This window comes from Clostridium taeniosporum, assembly GCF_001735765.2.
Taxonomy (GTDB): Bacteria; Bacillota; Clostridia; order Clostridiales; family Clostridiaceae; genus Clostridium; species Clostridium taeniosporum.
This window is the reverse complement of sequence record NZ_CP017253.2, coordinates 1599799-1620347: the sequence shown is the minus strand read 5'-3', so window position 1 is coordinate 1620347 and position 20549 is coordinate 1599799. Positions and strand designations below refer to the sequence as shown.

Below are 20549 nucleotides of genomic sequence, written 5' to 3'. Positions count from 1 at the left end.
GACAAAATTTTCATAATTTAATTTTACATTAATAGTAGATAAGATAAAAGGTATTTTCAATTAAAATTTCTTACTATTTGTAAAATTTTTATATGCTACTAAAGGTAATAAAATTATTAATACTATTGATATTATCACTGCTAAAATTCTATAAGTACATGGAATTTGATATCTAACCATTAATTGACTCATCATAACCCAATTAGGTGTTAAAGCAATAATATTAAGTATTGATTTTGGTACCCAAGCTTGAATTAAAAATGGAACTGCCATAATTGCTCCACCTAATATAAATGGAATTACTGCTGATTTAAATGTAGATGATAAAGTTAGTCCAATTTGTGCAAATAAAAATGATCCAACTATAACAGATAAAACCACTATTATATACATTTGTAATACTGTAATTTCTGAGCCACTATTTCCAAAATACCATAAGTTTTTAATGGGCGTATCTAAATTTTTAAACTCTTCTAATTTAAATGCTCTTAATCCTACAAATAATGTAAATGAAAGATTTATTAATGATAAAGCTATTCCTGACGCTATAGCTTTAGCTATTGTTATGTATTTTTTTCCATTTTTAGTTGTATTTATCAAATCAGCCATGTTAGATTCATACTCTTTAGTATAATTTCCTGATATAGCTATAAACATTATTAAACCAATAAGAGGAAGTGACCCTTCTATTTTATAAAATATATCTGCATAAGTTTCTAGTACATCAAAATTTCTAATTAAAATAAAACCAAATCCTAAAAGTAATGCCCAAAGTACTAGAATACTTTTTTTACCTAAAATTTTTCTTAATTCTGCTTTTACTAAATTTATCATAATATTACACCTCTTTTGCGTTTTCTAAATCAAAATAGAACATATATACATCTTCAAATCTAGCTGATGTAGGTTCTACATTAATTTCCTTTGGTGTTGTATCTGAAACAACTCTTAATATAGTTGAATTAACATCACTTTGAATGCTTACAACTTTATATTTACTTTGAATTCTATTAATCTCACTGTCATTAGTAACACTTATATTGTAGACTTTATTATTCATGTCTGCTAATATTTCTCTATGAGTTCCTTTCATAAGAAGTTTACCTTTTTTAATCATTATAGTTTCCTTTGCTACAGATTCTATATCTGATATTATATGAGTTGAAAGTATTATTATTTTGTCTCTTGATATTTTAGCAATTAAGTTTCTAAACCTAGTTCTTTCTTGTGGATCTAATCCAGCTGTTGGTTCATCTAAAACTATTATTTTAGGATCATTTAATAAAACTTGAGCTATTCCAACTCTTCTTTTCATACCACCTGAAAATTTTCCTATTGCTTTGTTTCTAACATCATAAAGACCTACTAACTCTAATAATTCACCAACTCTAGAATTTAAACTTCTTCCCTTTATTCCTTTTAAAGCACCAACATATTGTAAAAATTGTTTTGCTGTAAAATTATTATATACTCCAAATTCTTGAGGAAGATATCCAATAATATCTCTATATTTATCATCCATTTTTAATATATCTTTACCATTATATAAATTTTCACCTTTATCAGGTTTTATAAGAGTAGTTATTTGTTTCATTAAAGTTGTTTTTCCAGCTCCATTAGGACCTAATAACCCATAAACACCATTTTCTAAAGTAACTGTAATACCATCATTTGCTCTTTTTCTACCATATATCTTTGTTAAATTTTTAATTTCTAATTTATTCATAATTTATTCCTCCAATTATCTATTAATGTATTTTGTTCTGCTTATTGTAAAGCATAATATAGTTGTAACTACAAAAATCATTATTAACATAACTTTTACTAAACTTATAATACCAATTTCAGTTCCTAGGAAATTAACTTCTCCTATATAGCTTCCAATTAAACTATCAAAGCTAAATATTAAATCATAGTAATTTCCATATGAAAATACTGAAAGTATCATTTCTGGCATAAACTTCAAAGTTGCTATTACTTTACCTAATACAATAAATACTCCAAACAGACTTATTGAACTTATTGATGATACACTTATGAATGAAAAGAACATAGATGCCATAGCCCAACCTTCAAACATTAAAAATGCTATTATAATGTTATTTAACACATGATGTATTATTGTTGGATTTCCTTTTAATATTGATATATCACTAACTATTCTAAAAGCTTCTAAGTTTCCATTAATTGGAGTTCCTTGCTGAATGCAAGTTATAATAAATACGCCTAATAAGTACAAACTATAAATTATTATTGGTACTAAAAATGCTATTATTATCTTAGAATTTAATACTTTTTTCTTTTCTTTTGATGAAAGTATAATATCTTTTACTGAAGATATTATTTCATCAATATAAATATTAGATATAATTATCATTATAATGATAAGCATTGCTACATTTATAAGTGGATTAGTTGCTCTATAGCTGAATATTTGCCAAAAACTTATATCTTCATATTTTTTACTTTTTAAACTGTTTATTTTTTCTTGTGCTATAGAAGAAATTTCTTTTGAAAATTTATCTTCGTTATTTTCTTCATTACTTATCTCTTGTAAAACAGATAATTTCATATTAAATTTTTCATTAGCTATTTCCAATTTATCTCTAGTATCTTGAACATAACCTTTCTGCTCATCTATATAAGAATTTTCAGTTTCTAATACTGGTTTAATAAAAGATGAAATAAGTAATGTAAAAATTAAAATTACTAATGAAATTATCATCCCTTTAGATTTAATTAATTTTTTAAATTCCCAGTTTATCATTTTTCTCCTCCATATTTATGTTGTTATCTTGGCTATATCTATATAGTAATATCTAAATCTTATATGAAAACATTGTTAATCTTAAATAAACCTTAAATAATTTTATAAATATTTATATATTAAATTTAAAATCAATTTTAATAAAAAATGCTCATTAAATATCAAATTTGATATTTAATGAGCATTCCAAATTATAAGTATTTTAAATAAATTAAAATTTATTATATGTGTATTAAATTGAATAATTCATATATAACCCTTCTACCTTTCCCCAATCAATTACATTCCAAATATTCTTTACATAATCAGCTCTTAAGTTTTTATATTTTAAATAGTAAGCATGTTCCCAAACATCTATACATAATATAGGGATCAGATTATTGCTAAGAGGGCTATTTTGATTTAATATACTTATTACTGATAATTTTCCATTTTCATCTTTAACTAAAAAAGCATATCCAGATCCAAATTGTGCTATAGCAGCATTACTTATATTCTGTTTCAAATTTTCTAGATTACCAAAAGTTGCATTTATTTCATCTAGTAACTTTCCTTCAGGAGCTTTTTTAGGTGTTGGTGAAAGAATTGAAAAATATAGATTATGATTAAACACTCCACCACCTTGATTTATAACTCCTTGTCTAATATCTTCAGGTATAGACTCTGTATCTGATAATATTTTCCCTAAAGTTTTTCCTTTTGCAAAATCTTCATGTCCTTCCAAAAGTTTATTTAAATTATTTACATAAGTTTGTAGATGCTTATTATAATGTATATTTATTGTTTCCTTATCTATATATGGTTCTAAAGCTTCATAATTATATGGTAATTCAATTTTGTTAAACATAATATATCTCTCCTTGTTTTAAATATTTTAATCACATATAGTATATACAATTAATATTATTTTTATGGCATTTAAATATTTAAATGAATTTAATTTATAAATTTTATTAGTACCAATTGAAAAATTTACACATAGTTATGTCCTATATATTATATAATTTAAATATTTTATTATCTTGGCAATTTATATTTTAGATAAACATTACCAAAGTTGAATATAAATTTAAGATAAAATAATACAGTATACTAGCTTTTAAAAAACTAATATATTCTATTAAAAAGTATACTTAAAACACATTTTATAAAATTCACAATCCATATATAATTGTTATTTAAGCTTGTTTACATTATAATTATACTTTTTAAATATATCTAGGCTTTCTTTAGCTGCTTCTTTACTCATTTTACATAATTGAAAAATTAATCCATCTAAATCATTTATATAACATTTAGAACATAATTCTAATTTTTCATTTAATTCTCTAAATATATTTTGATTATTACAAAATTCACTTATAATATCATTACAGAATTTTATTAAAACGTTTTCTTTTGAGCTAAAACAAGATTCTTTACTTAAATCATTTTTAATTAATAATATATATTCAATAATATTGTTAATATTATTGAATATATCTTTGCTCCAACTTATTTCACTCCATCCTGTTATAATTCCCTCTTTACTTATTTCAATTCCACTAAGAATATTATTTAATGTAAACATATTTTCCGAAGAAATCTGTTCTTCTTCAATATATTCATGTAGCTTCAAGGAATTTTCATATAGTTCTTTAACTTTTAAACTTGCATCATAAAATTCTCCAGATAAATCTATTTTTTTAAAATTATTTTTATACGTTTTCATTTTTTCACCCATATCTTCAACCCCTTAAACCTTTTATTAATTTTATTATATACCATAATATACTTTTTTAGATAGTTATTTGTAAATTTTATTACTTTTAACAAAAAAAAGTAGATAATTTTAAAAGTTATCTACTTTTTTATACATTTTTTTATTATTTAGTATCTTGTAAAATCTTTTTTAATTTATTTTGAACAAGCCATAATTTTTTTGTTTTCTATTGTAAGATACCATCATATTTTTATTATTTTTATTTTTGTCAAGCAATTTTATGTATTCATCATCAGCTATTTTTAAAGCATCTTCAATTACTAAAAGTTCATCCCTTGTAAACATATTGTTCTTTCTCCTTATTTTAATTTTACATATTTTATTTTATATAAATATTATAATAATTTCAAATTTATATAACAATATATTAATTTCAGCAATCAAAACCTTAAATTAAACTTAAATAATACAAATCAAATATACTTTATTAAAAAAATTTTAGTATAATATATTAGTGAAAAATTTAAATAGATTTGAGGTATTATTAATGAGTTGTTTAGGTAATATTATCTGGTTCATTTTTGGAGGATTTGTTAATGCTGTTGGTTGGTTTCTTACAGGAATCTTTTGGTGCATAACTATAATAGGCATTCCTATTGGTCTTCAATGTTTTAAAATGGCTAGATTACAACTTGCCCCTTTTGGAAAAGATGTTGTGGAAACTGATTCTAGTGGTACAAGTTTTATATTAAATATATTATGGATTATATTTGGTGGATTAGCACTTTGCATTTCAAATCTCTTAAGTGCATTATTATTATGTATTACAATAGTTGGAATACCATTTGCAGTTCAATCTTTAAAATTAGCTAAATTATCCTTAATGCCTTTTGGTAAGAAAATAGTATAAAAAAATAGGCCATGTATATGCATTTACAAAAGTAGAATTTATACATGGCCTATTAACTATTTATTTATATTTTTTAACCTTTCTCATTTATCTATCAAATATTACGCTCTTTACTAATGCAAAAGCCTCTCTAGTATAACATGTTGGAATAAGGTAATATATTGTTTTATTTGTATATAAATTAGCTTTATCATATCCATTTCTTTTAGCAAGAATATTACTTCTAAAACCATGAAAATCTGTTGTAACTATTTTCACACTTAAATTTCCAATGTTTTGTTTGCTATGATTTTCAATTATTCTCTTAGAAAACTTTAAATTTTCAAATGTATTTTTTGACTTATCCTCCATTAATATCTTTTCTTCAGGTATTCCCTGTTCTACTAAGTATCTTTTCATAGCTTCTGCTTCTGAAATTCTTTCATCATTTCCTTTACCACCTGAAACTACAATATATCCATGATTATTAAATTCATTTACACATTCTAATACACTATCTAGTCTAGATTTTAAAATATAGTTAATTTGATTTCCATTATTTAATCCTGCTCCTAACACCAAAATATAATCTGTATTTTCTTTATTACTTTTTGGACAAGATATAATTAAAATCTCTAAAAATATAAATACTATAATTCCTAAACAAATAAACAATTTCATAACTTTATTAAACTGTTTAAAATATTTATTTAATGCAAACCTCTGTCTTATAAAATGATATATAACAAAAAGTATTCCTAAAATAAAAATAGGTAAACTAAATGCAATTCTTGAAGAACTTAATAAATTTACTATAAATACATATATAATTAAAATACATCCCAATAATATATCATAAACATTTTTCATACAACAATACCTCCATTAATTTTAAACAATAGTATTATTATATCATTATGTTATTTGTTATCAGTTACAAATATATTAAATTCTTTATTCCTTAGAAATTATACGTATTATATTATTTATTACTTCATTTACTTTTAATGTAGTTGTATCTATTTTAAAAGTACCCATCTTTTCATAAAGAAATACTCTTTCTAGACTTCTATTTAATGAATCTCTATTTCTTTTACCATCTAAAATATCTCTCCCCACTCTTTTCATAAGTTCTTCCGTTGAACATGTTAATGTGATTTTATACAATTTAAAGTTTTTTTTGTTTATATTATCTAATATTAAATTCATAATATCTTCACTTTCAATAAGCCAATTGAATATTACATATTCTATTGAAGAACTATTCAAAAAATTATTTAGTATATGTGTAATATTATTTATAATAATATCTTTATTTTCATCACTAGTAACAAAAGGATTAATCATAGCACACCAATCACCATCAAGCCATGCTGAATTAGGTAAAATTTTATAAAGATTTTCACATATAGTACTCTTCCCTACTCCCATTGTTCCATTAATAATTATAAATTTCTTAATCATTTATTACCTCATCTATAATATCTTTTAATAAATTTAATTTCATAATTTAATAAGTACAACTTTAATATTAATAAAATTTTTATATAAACTATACTATATAATTTCTTTTTATTTTTAATTAAAATTTAGTTCTTAATACAATATTTTCATCATATTCTATACTAAGAACTAATAATTATATAATACTATAATTTAACTTTCTAATCATTATTAATTATAAAATACCGTTTAAATCTAAAATCATCATAGAATATAAATTATATTTTAAGGTAATAAAACTAAAATTTCCATATTATAAGTAACACAAATTTTAAATTCTTCATATATTATTAATGTGTTTACAAAAAAATCCCCAGGGGCACTGTGGAGCGTCGATTTTTTTACGCATCTGCCTTTTCGAACGTATGTGAGAAAAATCTGGCAGGCGAATATATTTTATTTTTTTAGAGGTACTCATAAAATCTTTAAAATACAGTATTTTATAAGTTATCCATATATCTCATAACAATATGATTTCCTAAATAATAAAAAATCAAATCATATGGCACCATAGCCAAGCGGTAAGGCAGAGGTCTGCAAAACCTTTATTCCCCAGTTCAAATCTGGGTGGTGCCTCTAACAAAGAAAGCTAATAAACTTGGGATATTGCCCTTGTTTATTAGCTTTTATTTTTATTGATCTATTAAATTTCAAATAAATTTATTCTATTTTTATATCCTATACTAATAATTAACCATTTATTTTTTCTTTCAATTTTTGCTTAAATAATAATAGCATTTACTGGAATCATTAATAATAAATTTAAATCCACATTTTGTAATAACATTTCTTGATCTAATATTTTTAAGAAAATGAGAACATATAATAGAATTTACTTTTTTTATATTAAAAACATAATTAAGAACTAACTTTACTGCTTCTGTCATTAGTCCTTTTCCCCAATATTCTTGTGATAAAACAAAACCCAATTCTTTTGAATTCATATTTAAATCATTAGACTGATTATATAATTCAATCCATCCAATATCCTTTTTGTCTTTTTTCAATTCAATTGCCCATAATGATTTTAAGGAATCACCTATAAATTGCTTTAAAATCTTTAATGTTTCTTTTTTAGTTTGTCTAACATTAAATCCTGCAAATTTTGCTACCTGTTCATCTGATGTACATTGATGTAAATCATCTAAATCTTCTATTCTCCAAGGTCTCAAAACCATTCGTTTACTTTCTAATCGTTTCATTTTTATATTCCTTTTAATTATTTTTATTGTATATAAAAAAACATTTTAAATTTACAACATATTACCATTATATCATAATATACTTTTTATGATTTTTAGCTTTTACATATATATAAGCATATGATATACTGTTTTCTATTTAATTAAAATCCTTTCTTTTTAAGATCTGATACTATTTCTATATATTTTTCTATAACATCAAATCCTTTATAATCATCTCTCCTTAAATCTATAATATCTCCATGAGAAATTCCACGTCTATACTTATTTTTTAATACGCCTTTAAATTCACCCCATTTAGCAGAATTTATTGCTACTAACCCATCATTTTCACCTTCTGTTAACTTTACTATAATATATGGAATTGTAACTACATAATCACTAAATATATTTCTTACTACACTTGCATAACTTTGATAATAAACATTGTCATCATCTTTAACTTCTTTATTAAATTTTTCACTATGATAAGTTGAAAATTGTTTACTTGCTGTATAAAAATCCGGATTTTTATCGCCTAAAATTCTATAATATTTATCAAAATATTTTGCAATAAATTTATAAATGTTATCTGGTATTTTACATGCTATATCTACAAATTTACATCCTCTATGTGGTGATGAAATCATTGTTAATGATGCAACATACTCTCCCATATTTAATTTACTAATCATATAACGAGCATCTAGTCCACCTTTTGAATGTGCAATAATATTTACTTTCTCACAACCTGTATCTTTTACAATTTTAAGAATCTTATTTTTAATATCTTGTGCATTGTATGATACAGTTCCCCATGCTTCTTAATTTCCATAATATATTAGTGCTCCATTTCGAATTAATTCTTTAGGTATTCTCCCCCAATAATTAATATATTTTAAATCTCTAAATCCAACTCCATGAACCAATACGAGTGGATATTTAGTTTTACATATGTTTGAATTAACACGTATATCATTTCTAATTACTTTATAGCATTCATGATCATATTCGTTTTTTGAAACACTACAAGCATAAAGCAATATAAAAATATTTATAATAGGAATCCAAATCCAAAAAGCTATTATAAGTCTTTTTATTATGTTTAACCTTTTTGAAGTACACAAGATTCGTAAAATTCCATTTGTAATTAATAGAATAATACATATTCCAGTAATAATAATATCTATTATAAAAATATTTTTAGGAATAAATTCTTTAAATGTTGTTTTATATATAGTTATGTATAATATACTTTGAATTACTATAAGATATAATCCATAAAGTATAAGACTACGTCCATCTATCATTATTTTTAGTCTAGTATTTACTATTTCCCTTTTTATATTTGTAACTATATTTAATTTCATCCAAATATAAAAAATAATAATTAATATTTCAGTTAAAATTAAACATTTATATAGACTATTTGCCTGTCCAATTTTAGTTTGAGTACAAAAAAAATACCATATCAAAACAATATGTGGAGCAAAAATTAAATATATACTAATAAAGTTTCTATTTAGTAAAAACATTTTTTTATCTATATAAATAATACTAATTAATATAATTGTTATAATAAAAGTTATAGCTGATCCTGTCATTTTTAAAACCTATCCTTATTTAATGAATCAATAAATTCTTTAGCTTCAATTATATAAATTCTATGAATTTAAATTGTTCAATATTTTTATCTTCTATAAGTATTTTTTTATTCATTTGTAGAATTTCATTTTGTATTTAAATAATCATATCTAACAAATAAATTAAAAATACTATCATTAATAAGAATAAAAAAGTTAATTCATTCGTAAAGTACTCTTTGAAATAAAACATATTAACGTACTACTAATGAAAATTATTATTCTTGATTCTTAATACATTATAAGTTAATTATAACATATTATTACCAAACTTACTTTTGAGTTAAATAAAATGGGGCTGATGCAAAACTAACATAGTTAGTTTTGTAGCGGCTCATTTTTTTATGAAAATAAAAAAATGTGAATTCCGAAGAACTCACATTAGTTGTATAATTAACTTATGCTAATAAACAAATCATACATTAAAAATTATAATAAATTTAATGATAATTTTCAACTTATATTACCATTAAATTTAGAAAACTTAATACCAGAAGATGATTCTGTCCGCTTGCTAAGCCATGTATTGGAGGGATTAAATTACACAAAGTTGTATAAGGCGTACTCTTCCGTTGGAAGAAAACCGGCAGTGGAACCTAAAATCATGTTCAAAATATTATCTTATGCTTATTCTCAAAATATTTATTCAAGCAGAAAAATAGAAAAGGCATGCAAAAGAGATATAAACTTCAAGTGGTTGCTTCAAAGCTATAAAGCACCTGATCATGCTACAATTAGTAGATTTCGTAAAGATTATCTTTCAAATGAGGTAATTGAAGATTTATTTTATCAGCAAGCTAAATATTTAGCAGAGCAAAAGGAAATATTATTTGAAAATGTATTTATAGATGGTACTAAAATCGAAGCGAATGCTAATCGTTATACTTTTGTTTGGAAGAAATCAATTTATAAAAATGAAGAAAAAATGTTTGATAAAATAGTTGCACTTATCGAAGATGTCAATGTTGAAGAGCTAAAAGACTTTATTATAGGAAAAGAAACATTGATAGAAAATATTGATGCAATTCTTGACTGGCTTTCATTAGAAAAACAAAATAGAAACATAGAATTTGTTCATGGAATTGGAAAAAGAAAAAGTAAGATTCAAAAGTGGACAGAACAATTGATTGAATACAAGCAAAGACAAGAAAAATATGATTCAAGCAAGGAAATATTATCAAAAAGAAATAGTTATTCTAAAACCGATACTGACGCAACTTTCATGCATATGAAAGATGATCATATGAGAAATGGTCAATTAAAACCTGGTTATAATGTACAAATAGCTGTTGAAAGTGAATACGTGACCGGTGTCGGAATATTTCAAGATAGAAATGATATAGCAACACTAATACCTATGCTGAACAATATGCAGGAAAAGCTGGGACGTAAACATCTCAATGTAATTGCAGATTCAGGGTATGAAAGTGAAGAAAATTATTTGTTTTTAGAAAGTAATAATCAAATCCCATATATAAAACCACAAACTTATGAAAAGTGGAAAAAGAGAAGTTTTAAAAATGATATAAGCAAACGTGAAAATATGCAATATAATTCAGAAACAGATACTTATACTTGTCATAATGGCACGAAATTAAAACCTTTTTCAATTATTCATAGAAAGTTTGCAAGTGGATATGAAGCCGAAGTTACTGTATATGAATGTGAAAGTTGTGATAACTGCTCTTACAAAGCAAAATGTACGAAAGCGAAAGCAAATAGAAAGATGCAAGTTTCAAAAACTTTTATAGAAAAGCGTGAAGTATCTTATAAAAATATTACTACTGAAAAAGGTGCTAAACTAAGAATGAATAGATCTATTCAGGTCGAAGGAGCATTTGGAGTTTTAAAAAGTGACTATGAATTCAATAGATTTTTAACACGTGGAAAAAATAGCGTTAAAACGGAATTTATTTTGCTTTGTTTTGGTTTTAATATTAATAAATTACATTCTAAAATCCAAAATGAAAGAACTCAAAATCATCTTCATGAATTAAAAATCTCTGCCTAATTATGGAATATATTAAGTAGGCTTATTTAAGTGCGTTCAAAATTAAAAAATCTCCCAATAATTTATATCCTCTTTTAATTATTGGGAGATTTATTGATTTAAATCGAAAAGGAGCGTCGCTCATGATTAAAATTTAACCATTTCGCAACAGCCCCATCTCTATTTATTTATGCTGCTTTTTTAGATCTTAATTTTTGCATCTTGTTGCTATGATATATAAATATTGATATTAAAGCACATATGCCCATTAAATAAGGGTAAAATAAATATTGCATTATAGCAAAAGGTGATATTGCTGCTAATCCAGCTGCTGAAATTAATTGAGCTCCATATGGAATTATTCCTTGGAATACACAAGAAAACATATCCATTATTCCTGCAACTCTTTTTGGTTCTAAATCAAATTCATCAGAAATATTTTTAGCTATTGGACCAACTGTTACTATTGCTATAGTATTGTTAGCAGTACATACATCAACTAAACTTACTAAAGTTGCTATTCCAAGTTCTGCATTTCTTTTATTCTTAAATCTTTTTAATCCTTTATTTAATATATACTCAATTCCACCATTTTCTTTAATTAAAGCAATTGTTCCTGCTATTAATAATGATATAATTATTAATTCACTCATTCCTGATATTCCAGTAGATATTGAACTACATAATCCAACCACATCAAAACTACCATAAATAAATCCAATAACTGCAGCAATTATTATTCCTACAAATAAAACTACCACAACATTTAATCCTATTAACGCTGATGCTATTACTACAATATATGGAATTATTTTTGCTAAACTATACTGTAATTCTTCTACACCTGCTGTAGCAGCATTTCTTGTTAATATTCCAAATATTATTGCTGTTAATATTGCAGCAGGAACCACTATTTTAAAGTTCATTTTAAACTTATCTCTCATTTCACAACCTTGAGTTCTTGTTGCTGCTATAGTAGTATCAGAAATTATTGATAAGTTATCTCCAAACATAGCTCCACTAACTACTGCACCAACCGATAAGGCAACTAATACGCCTGTTTTATCTGCTATACCAACAGCAATTGGTACTAATGCGACTATTGTTCCCATTGAAGTTCCAACAGAAAGTGCTATAAAACATGCTATTAAAAATAAACCTACTGTTAATAAATTAGTTGGTAAAATTGATAGACCTAGATTTACAGTAGAATCTACTGCTCCCATATCCTTAGCTACTTGGGCAAATGCTCCTGCCAATATGAATATTAATATCATCAATATTACATTGCTGTGTCCTGACCCTTTACAAAATATCTCCAATTTTTCATTTAATTTTTTTTCTCTATTCATAGCTAAAGCAACTACTGATGCTGCTGAAAATGGAATAATTACAGATACAGCATACATATCACCTGCGAGTATTGATACTCCTACATATACTATTAAAAATACTAATAATGGTAATAAAGATTTTATACTTGCTTTTTTCTTCATAAACTATTTCCTCCTTTTGTCATTTGAAACTTTTGATAAAAGAAATCCTTAGGCAATAGATGGAGATTTAGATTTATATAGAATTTCTACATATATAAATCCATCAACTGAATATATTATTTTTTATTCTTGTACAATTTTTTTGTTTAAATTATAATTTCTATTATTTATTTAAGTTATCCAAAATTTTAATTTATTATAAAAGAATAAAAAAATAAAAGCTTCCACCCAATAGTGAAGCTTTAAATATTCTCATACTATATTAGACTTCTTATCTAACGGGATTTGGCACCACACATTTAAAGTAAACTTTGTGCATTTACACATTAATTAACCTTAAAAGTAGGTTGCTGGGCTTCATAGGGCCAGTCCCTCCACCACTCTTGATAAGTATTCTTTTTTTCAATTATAATTTTAACAATATAATGATTATATGTCAATACTAAATATTAATAAAACTATTATTTAATTTATAATTTTATATATTATTATTAAATTTAAAGTGTTTTTATGAAAAAATATTGTATTTTTCTAACAATTTTAAAATTTTAATATTTACATTAATTATATCAACTTTAAAATTTTTTTATTCATCATTTTTTGTGTTATTTTAATTTTTGTTTTTATTTGTATATTTTGTGATTTTGAAATTAAAGGTATGTTGCATTAACGTTTATTATAATAAGGTATTTATACAATAATAAATTCTCCATTATAATAACTAAATTTAAAAAATAAAACTAATTCCTTATTATAATGGAGAATATTTTTAATCAATCTATGTTTATTAAATTTTATATTTTTCTAAATCATTCTTAAATGTCTCAGTAATTCCTTTAAAATCATGTATATTATCTATAAGTTTCTTAATTTCATTAGTGTAATTTATTACATTAGCACTTACTTCTTCTGAAGATGCTGAATTTTCTTGAGCAATAGCTGCTAATGATTCTATACTATCATACACTTTTGATATAGAATCTGCTTCAGTATTCAATTTATTTATTGTCTCTATCATTGATGTGGCTACATTTTGTACAGATTTATTAGCTTCAAAACTTATATTTCTAACAACACCTAAACTATCTGTTTGCTTTTCTAACAAATCATATTGTATTTCTATATCGTCTACTAAAGATTTTATTTCTTCTACAAATTGCTTTAAATTCGAATTTATTTCTTGTACTGCATCTTTTGATTGTTCTGCTAATTTTCTTATTGATTCAGCTACGACAGCAAAACCTTTTCCTTGTTCTCCAGCTCTAGCTGCCTCAATAGATGCATTTAAAGCAAGTAAATTAGTTTGTTCAGATATTCCAGAAACTATAGAAACTATACTTGTTATATCTTTTGCCTTTCCTTCAAGACGTGTGCTCTTATCCTTAACTTCATTAAATGTATCTAAAGATTTTAATATATTTTCACTAGTATTATCTACATTTTCATAACTATTATTTATCTTTTCCACTGCATCCTCAAGTTGTAACTTGTTTGTATTTTCTTTCTCTACTATATTTTTTAATGATTGAATATTTTCATTAAGCGCTTGTACTGCATTATCTGTATTTTGTGCTTGCATAACAGCACCATTTGCAACTTGTTCAACAACTCCTCCTATTTCAGTAGAAGTATGATTCATTGAATCAGAAATTGTATTTATATTATTTACAAAAGTGTTCATTTCATCTGTTACACCTTTAAATCCAACAAAATCTGCTTGTATAACTTCTTTATGATTTTTAAGTAAATTATATATATCTTCAAAAAAATCCTTTGTTGTAATTTGTCCGTCCAAATTATATTGGTTATTTATAATTCTATTAATCTCTTCTTTTATAGAATTAACAGGAGACATCATCAGTGAAATTCCACAAAATGTCCCAATACCAGATATAAAACTTCCAATCAAAGATTTAAATATATTATCTATTCCTAACATAGGTATCATAACTATTGCTGAAATTAAAAATGTAAATATCCCTGCTTTTACACCAAAATTTTTAATAAATCCAAAGGAAAGTACATTATTAAAAAAATATTTTTTATTGTAGTATATATTTTTTTCAAAAATAAGTTTAACCTTTAATTCTGTACTTGTCCTTGATAATTCTTTTTTCTCCACTTTTTCATTAAAATACTCACATGCTCCATCCAACATTCCAAGAAAATAGTCAAACATACCTCTAGAAGAATTATAACTAAATATAGCTTCTTTATTTGATATTGGTTCAATTAAAACTAACGGGGGTTTTGCTCCCTTAAACTTTTTTGTCATTACTACATGAACATCAAACATAGATTTTAAAAATGAATATAAATTATCGTGTCTAAAAAACGCTGGATAATCTTTACTAAAAGATTTTATATTATCTTGTCCTATTTTTCTCCATAACATTCCAACATCCATATTTTGTTCTTTGGCTATATATGACATTATCTTTTTTACTTCATTATCATCAATATTTTCAATTGGAGAAAATATTTTACCTCTTCCCCAGCCAACATAATCCATGGCTTTATCAACAATTAAATCTCCAAATAGCTTTCTATTTGTTGTCATCCATGTTGATACAACTGTTCCCTTCATGAATATATACCTCCTTTTTTTACTTTTTAAAATAATTATTATTATTTAATTATAATTCCTTTTAATTATACCTCTTAATTATATAATAATACATCTTTATAAAAAATTAAATCCTTGTAATTTGTTTATAAAGATGTATTATAACTTTATAAACATCTATTTTATTAATTTCTATATTATATTAGAATTACATTTTATTTTATCGCCATAAATACTTATAATTTTTCTAAAAAAATAACCTATGAAAAAGAAATTATTTCTCATAGGTTATTTTTTAGAAAATCATTTTAATTAATATTTATATTTTAAATTCAATTATAACTTTAAAAAGATCTCCATCTACTTCTATTTTAAAAGTTCCACCTTGAAGTTCTACAAAACTCTTTGAAATAGCAAGACCTAATCCCGATCCTTCTGTATTACGTGATAAATCTCCTCTAGCAAACCTTTCAACAATTTCATCTGGATTAAAATCTATTTCAACTTCAGATATATTTTTTAGTATTATTTTTACATAACTATCTTCTTCTAAAATATCAATATAAACTCTTGAATTTTTCATTGCATACTTAATTATATTGTTTATTAGATTCTCAAATATTCTAAATGTCTTCTGACTATCTAAATTTAATATAATTTTATTTTTTGAAAAATTATTTTTTAAGATCAAACCAGAATCTTCTATTTTATCATTCAACTCAATTTGAGTTTGTCTCATAAGTTCAACTATATCAACATTAACAAGATTAAGTTTAACATTTCCACTTGTTGCTTTACTTACTTCAAATAAGTCTTCTATTAAAAACTTTAATCTCTGAGATTTTTTATCTATTGTATTTACATATGATTTGCGATCTTCTTCACTTATACTTTCATCTTTTAACAAATCAACATAAGTTATTATTGATGTAAGTGGAGTTTTTAAATCATGAGATACATTTGAAATAAGTTCTGTTTTCATCTTTTGGCTTTTTACTTCTTCATCAACTGCCTTCTTAAATCCTTGTTGAATTTTTTCTATTTCCTCTTTAAAAGGATTAAATAAACCTAAATCTTTATTTATCTTGACATCTAAGTTTCCTTTTGCAATTTCATTTGTAGCATTAAGAAGTATTTCATATTTTTCTCTAATATCATTAAAATATTTTCTTAAAATTACAAATAACACCACTGTATATACAATGGATGCCAGTATTCCAAAAATCCATATAATACAAATAAACATAAGAACTATAAAATTCACAGCTAATATTTTAATAATAAATTTATTAGACTTATCAGTTAAATCAATATTTTTAGTATAATCAATTACTCTCTTAAATATTTTTATAATAAGTAAATTTTCTTTTAAATATTTAGTAAATCCAGTTTTAAATATATGTTTTAAAAACATAACACCTGCTAATATAGCATATATTATTAAACTCCACATAATTGTATTTATACCACTTGCTAATATCCAATCAAAATCAGAATTTATACCAAATCCAACCCATGTCTTTCCAAAATCACCCTCTAAAGTATGCAATATTGATGAACAAGATGATATACCACACATTATGGCTGCCCATCCAAATATAAATACAAGAATTTCAAATGGGATTCTAAATATATACTTAATTCCAAGTATCTCTTTACCTTTTTTATATGGAACTAATAACGATAATATTAATATTGTACATAATATTATTAAAGTAATTGAAATTATTGCATCACTATTTATATTAATATTGGAATCTTCTATGGTTCTGCTTATTTCATCATTATATTTTAACTCTTTAGGTATAGCATAAATAAAAGTAGTATCTTTTATTTTATTGAATTTAACTGTATCATCATAAGTATTAATTAAGTTTCTAAAACCAGAATCTATAAAGTTATTTCGTACATTAAATTCATCTGCACCATAAACTGTATTTATTCTAATATTTCCTTCTTCATTAAATTGTGCAACCATATAAAATGCATAAATGTCTTGTAATTTTTTCAATTCCTCTGAATTGCTCTGCGATACCAACTCTTGTAATGGATTTTCATTATTTGTTTTTATTATATCTCCATTTTTATTACTTACCAAATAATCAAGATTTTTAAAATTTCTTGATAAATTTTCTTCCCAAACTCCAATTTCAGAATTAACATGACTTTCTATATTCTCTATATGATTCTTTTGTACTATATCATCCTTATATTCTTCTGGATTACTATTTATATCTTGTATATAAACATTTGAAAATTTCAAGTTATTACCTTGTTCTTTTTCTAAAAGATCTTTATATAAAACATAGCTACTATTATGAATCTCGCGTAAAAGATTATAGTCTTCATAAGGTGAAGAAACCTTTGTATTTTGCGCTAAATCTCCCATTTTAGGATAAAAACTAATTATTCCAATTGATGTCATTACTAATATTAAGATTGTAATTATATTTATAAAATACGGATTTCTATTTATACTTTTCAATTTTATACCCAACTCCCCATACGACCCTCAAATACTTTGGATTTTTCGGGTCAATTTCTATTTTTTCTCTTATATTTCTTACATGTACCATAACAGTATCAGTATTTACTGCATTTTCATTCCATACTTTTTCATATATTTCATCTGCTGAAAATACTCTTCCAGGACTTTTAATTAATAAATGTAATATTTTAAATTCTATAGGTGTTAATTTTACTGGTTCTTCATCAACAAGTACTTCTTTTGTTTCTGCATTTAACTCTAAACCATCTATTATAAATTTAGTACTCTTTTCTTCTAAATCATTTATTACATTTAAATATTTAGAATATCTTCTAAGTTGAGAATTAACCCTTGCCAGTAACTCCATAGGGTTAAATGGTTTAGTAATATAATCATCAGCTCCAATATTAAGACCCATTATCTTGTCCATTTCCTCTGATTTAGCAGATAACATTATAACAGGAAAATCAAAATTTTCTCTAAGTTTCATTGTCATTTTAATTCCATCCATCTTAGGCATCATTATATCTACTATAGCTAAATGAATTGTTTCATTATTTATTATATCTAAACCCTCAATTCCATTTTGAGCTTTAAAAACATTGTATCCTTGGTTATTTAAATATATTGCAATTGCATCACATATTTCTTTTTCATCTTCAACTATTAAAACATTGTATAAATTCATAATATTAATCCTCACCTTTACATAAAAAATCATTGCAATTATATGATAGCATAAGATACAAAATATTCTTTTATCTTTATGATTTTAATCATTCATAAGCACACCTCGCTTTCAACCTTACAACTAAATTATATATTTAATAAATAAAGACAATCTTCTATAAAAACTAAAGATTGTCTAAAGAAAATTAAAAATTATTTAAAAACATAAAATAAATTAAATGCATAGTATGTACCAATAACACACTATGCATTTACACTATATTAAAAACAATATTAAAAATCACTTTAAAACTTTTCCTATTAAATTGTTAAACTTAAAAAAATCTTCTTTATTACATTCATTCATTATTTCATTTACACAACCTTGTATATAATATTGCAGTATTATCTTACTGGCATCATTTAATGATATTTTAAAAATAGTTATTCTTTTAGATAATTCATCATTCAAATTAGTATTAATTTTTAAATTTTCTAAAATCCTAGCATGTCCTAGAATTTCATAAAGTTTTTTAACAATTAAGTCTTTTTGTTGAAAATTATACTCGTTCAAATTACCTCCTATTAATTATTTACAAATTATTAAATATTTTTTAATACATTATATTTTGTAAATTATATCTAGTGAATAATTTACAAAATATAATGTATTAATCTTTTCCTTCAGCCAATGGATTTTTATTTATTAAATATCTTCTTATCATAAATAATCCTGCTATTGCAATAACTCCTAGTAATAATTCAACCATTGCACCTTCTTTAGGAAGTAATAACAATTTTCTAGCTATTGCATAAAGTAAAACTTCTACAATTGTATCAGGTGTGTGTAGTGAAAGCATTATAACAAGCTCTATTCCTATTATTAATAAAAAGATTTGTCCTAACAAATCATTAATTTCCTGATACTCTACCATAGTACCACTATTTATTATAAAAATATTAAAAATATGTTTTAAAACATCTATTGTAGATAATAGAACCAATAACATAACTACTATTGCTAAAGCTGCTTCAAAATAATGAGCTATTTTAATATAAATTTGTTTTTTCATTTGTTATATTCCTCCTTATATAATAAACTTAAGTTAAATATTAAAATTTAACTCTGTTCTTAAAATTTCTATAATATATTATCTTAATAGTAATTAAATTTACTTTATATTTTTCGGTTCATATAATTACCAATTTAAATTTCTATCAATATGTTAATACTATAATTGTAATAACATATTAGGGAGATGATAAATTTGAAAAATGATAATAAAAAAACATATAGTAAAGATAATTTTTTAAGAAATGGTACTAAATCTCAAAACCAATATGCTAAAAGTAGCTTTAATACTACTATAGAAGAACCCGGTTTAAATAAAAGTGGTATTGAAGCTAAGAAAAGAGGATTCTAGATTTTAAAGTTTATAAGAATATTACTAAACTTTATATTAATTAAAATTATTTAATGGAATTTACCTTAAGGCATATGAAAACAAATAACAAGTCAAAGATGCCACAGATATTTTATGAAATACAATAATTGGTGTTCTTCTAATAATTACGATATTAATAGATTCTAAGGAAAAAATAGTTTTCAAAATAAACTAGCATACTGACTAGTTATATATTTGAATATGCCTAAT

The 20549-nt window shown here is 23.8% G+C and carries 17 protein-coding genes, 1 tRNA gene, 2 pseudogenes and 1 riboswitch; of the genes and pseudogenes, 4 read left to right on the top strand and 16 right to left on the bottom strand.

Annotated features, from left to right (window positions below; all coding sequences use genetic code 11):
• Window positions 1–60: 60 nt before the first annotated feature.
• The 6 genes and pseudogenes from BGI42_RS07540 to BGI42_RS07515 form a co-directional block, all read right to left on the bottom strand.
• On the bottom strand, window positions 61–834 hold the full coding sequence (locus BGI42_RS07540; protein WP_069679735.1) for an ABC transporter permease: 774 nt from the start codon (window positions 832–834) through the stop codon (window positions 61–63).
• A 4-nt stretch (window positions 835–838) separates the two neighbouring features.
• The gene (locus BGI42_RS07535) at window positions 839–1726 is read right to left on the bottom strand and encodes an ABC transporter ATP-binding protein (protein ID WP_069679734.1); all 888 of its coding nucleotides are present in this window, start codon (window positions 1724–1726) and stop codon (window positions 839–841) included.
• A gap of 15 nt (window positions 1727–1741) precedes the next feature.
• Entirely contained in the window at window positions 1742–2767 is a 1026-nt protein-coding gene (locus BGI42_RS07530; RefSeq protein ID WP_069679733.1) for a hypothetical protein, read from the bottom strand.
• 232 nt (window positions 2768–2999) lie between these two features.
• Window positions 3000–3614: a superoxide dismutase gene (locus BGI42_RS07525; RefSeq protein ID WP_069679732.1), complete on the bottom strand. Its 615-nt coding sequence runs from the start codon at window positions 3612–3614 to the stop codon at window positions 3000–3002.
• Window positions 3615–3941: 327 nt separating this feature from the next.
• On the bottom strand, window positions 3942–4490 hold the full coding sequence (locus BGI42_RS07520; protein ID WP_069679731.1) for a hypothetical protein: 549 nt from the start codon (window positions 4488–4490) through the stop codon (window positions 3942–3944).
• Window positions 4491–4632: 142 nt separating this feature from the next.
• A pseudogene (locus tag BGI42_RS07515) lies at window positions 4633–4814 on the bottom strand (hypothetical protein).
• 202 nt (window positions 4815–5016) lie between these two features.
• On the opposite strand from BGI42_RS07515, the gene BGI42_RS07510 reads away from it, so the two are divergent.
• A complete protein-coding gene (locus tag BGI42_RS07510; protein ID WP_069679730.1) occupies window positions 5017–5379 on the top strand; it encodes a YccF domain-containing protein in 363 nt (120 codons plus the stop codon).
• 87 nt (window positions 5380–5466) lie between these two features.
• On the opposite strand, the gene BGI42_RS07505 is transcribed toward BGI42_RS07510, so the two are convergent.
• Together BGI42_RS07505 and BGI42_RS07500 are read right to left on the bottom strand one after the other, a co-directional pair.
• Complete coding sequence (locus BGI42_RS07505; RefSeq protein ID WP_069679729.1) at window positions 5467–6228, bottom strand: YdcF family protein; 762 nt, start codon at window positions 6226–6228, stop codon at window positions 5467–5469.
• 84 nt (window positions 6229–6312) lie between these two features.
• Window positions 6313–6822, bottom strand: a complete 510-nt coding sequence (locus BGI42_RS07500; RefSeq protein ID WP_069679728.1) for an AAA family ATPase — start codon at window positions 6820–6822, stop codon at window positions 6313–6315.
• Window positions 6823–7365: 543 nt separating this feature from the next.
• On the opposite strand from BGI42_RS07500, the gene BGI42_RS07495 reads away from it, so the two are divergent.
• Window positions 7366–7437: transfer RNA gene (locus BGI42_RS07495), tRNA-Cys, on the top strand.
• Between the two features lie 134 nt (window positions 7438–7571).
• Here the strand turns inward: BGI42_RS07495 and BGI42_RS07490 are convergent.
• Both BGI42_RS07490 and BGI42_RS07485 read right to left on the bottom strand, forming a co-directional pair.
• Window positions 7572–8063, bottom strand: coding sequence for a GNAT family N-acetyltransferase (locus tag BGI42_RS07490; protein ID WP_069679727.1), 492 nt, complete (start codon window positions 8061–8063; stop codon window positions 7572–7574).
• A gap of 143 nt (window positions 8064–8206) precedes the next feature.
• Window positions 8207–9646 (bottom strand): annotated as a pseudogene (locus tag BGI42_RS07485) (lipase family alpha/beta hydrolase).
• 439 nt (window positions 9647–10085) lie between these two features.
• Here BGI42_RS07485 and BGI42_RS07480 point away from each other — a divergent pair.
• Window positions 10086–11696, top strand: a complete 1611-nt coding sequence (locus BGI42_RS07480; RefSeq protein WP_069679726.1) for an IS1182 family transposase — start codon at window positions 10086–10088, stop codon at window positions 11694–11696.
• A gap of 167 nt (window positions 11697–11863) precedes the next feature.
• Here the strand turns inward: BGI42_RS07480 and BGI42_RS07475 are convergent, their stop codons facing one another.
• The 6 genes from BGI42_RS07475 to BGI42_RS07450 all read right to left on the bottom strand — a co-directional run bounded on the left by BGI42_RS07475 (window position 11864) and on the right by BGI42_RS07450 (window position 19967).
• Window positions 11864–13171 (bottom strand): Na+/H+ antiporter NhaC family protein, encoded by a 1308-nt coding sequence (locus BGI42_RS07475; protein ID WP_069679725.1) that lies wholly within the window; start codon window positions 13169–13171, stop codon window positions 11864–11866.
• A 249-nt stretch (window positions 13172–13420) separates the two neighbouring features.
• A riboswitch (SAM riboswitch) is annotated at window positions 13421–13564 on the bottom strand.
• A 394-nt stretch (window positions 13565–13958) separates the two neighbouring features.
• On the bottom strand, window positions 13959–15758 hold the full coding sequence (locus BGI42_RS07470; RefSeq protein ID WP_069679724.1) for a heme NO-binding domain-containing protein: 1800 nt from the start codon (window positions 15756–15758) through the stop codon (window positions 13959–13961).
• A 298-nt stretch (window positions 15759–16056) separates the two neighbouring features.
• Window positions 16057–18222 carry a sensor histidine kinase gene (locus BGI42_RS07465; RefSeq protein WP_069679723.1) on the bottom strand — a complete coding sequence of 722 codons (2166 nt, stop codon included), beginning with the start codon at window positions 18220–18222 and terminating at the stop codon, window positions 16057–16059.
• Complete coding sequence (locus tag BGI42_RS07460; RefSeq protein ID WP_069679722.1) at window positions 18206–18913, bottom strand: response regulator transcription factor; 708 nt, start codon at window positions 18911–18913, stop codon at window positions 18206–18208. Before BGI42_RS07460 ends, BGI42_RS07465 begins: the two co-directional genes overlap by 17 nt.
• 282 nt (window positions 18914–19195) lie before the next feature.
• Window positions 19196–19468, bottom strand: coding sequence for a hypothetical protein (locus BGI42_RS07455; protein WP_069679721.1), 273 nt, complete (start codon window positions 19466–19468; stop codon window positions 19196–19198).
• Window positions 19469–19565: 97 nt separating this feature from the next.
• On the bottom strand, window positions 19566–19967 hold the full coding sequence (locus tag BGI42_RS07450) for a phosphate-starvation-inducible PsiE family protein (RefSeq protein WP_069679720.1): 402 nt from the start codon (window positions 19965–19967) through the stop codon (window positions 19566–19568).
• 195 nt (window positions 19968–20162) lie between these two features.
• Between BGI42_RS07450 and BGI42_RS16220 the strand changes: the two genes are divergently transcribed.
• A complete protein-coding gene (locus BGI42_RS16220) occupies window positions 20163–20318 on the top strand; it encodes a hypothetical protein (protein ID WP_192875395.1) in 156 nt (51 codons plus the stop codon).
• Window positions 20319–20549 lie beyond the last annotated feature (231 nt).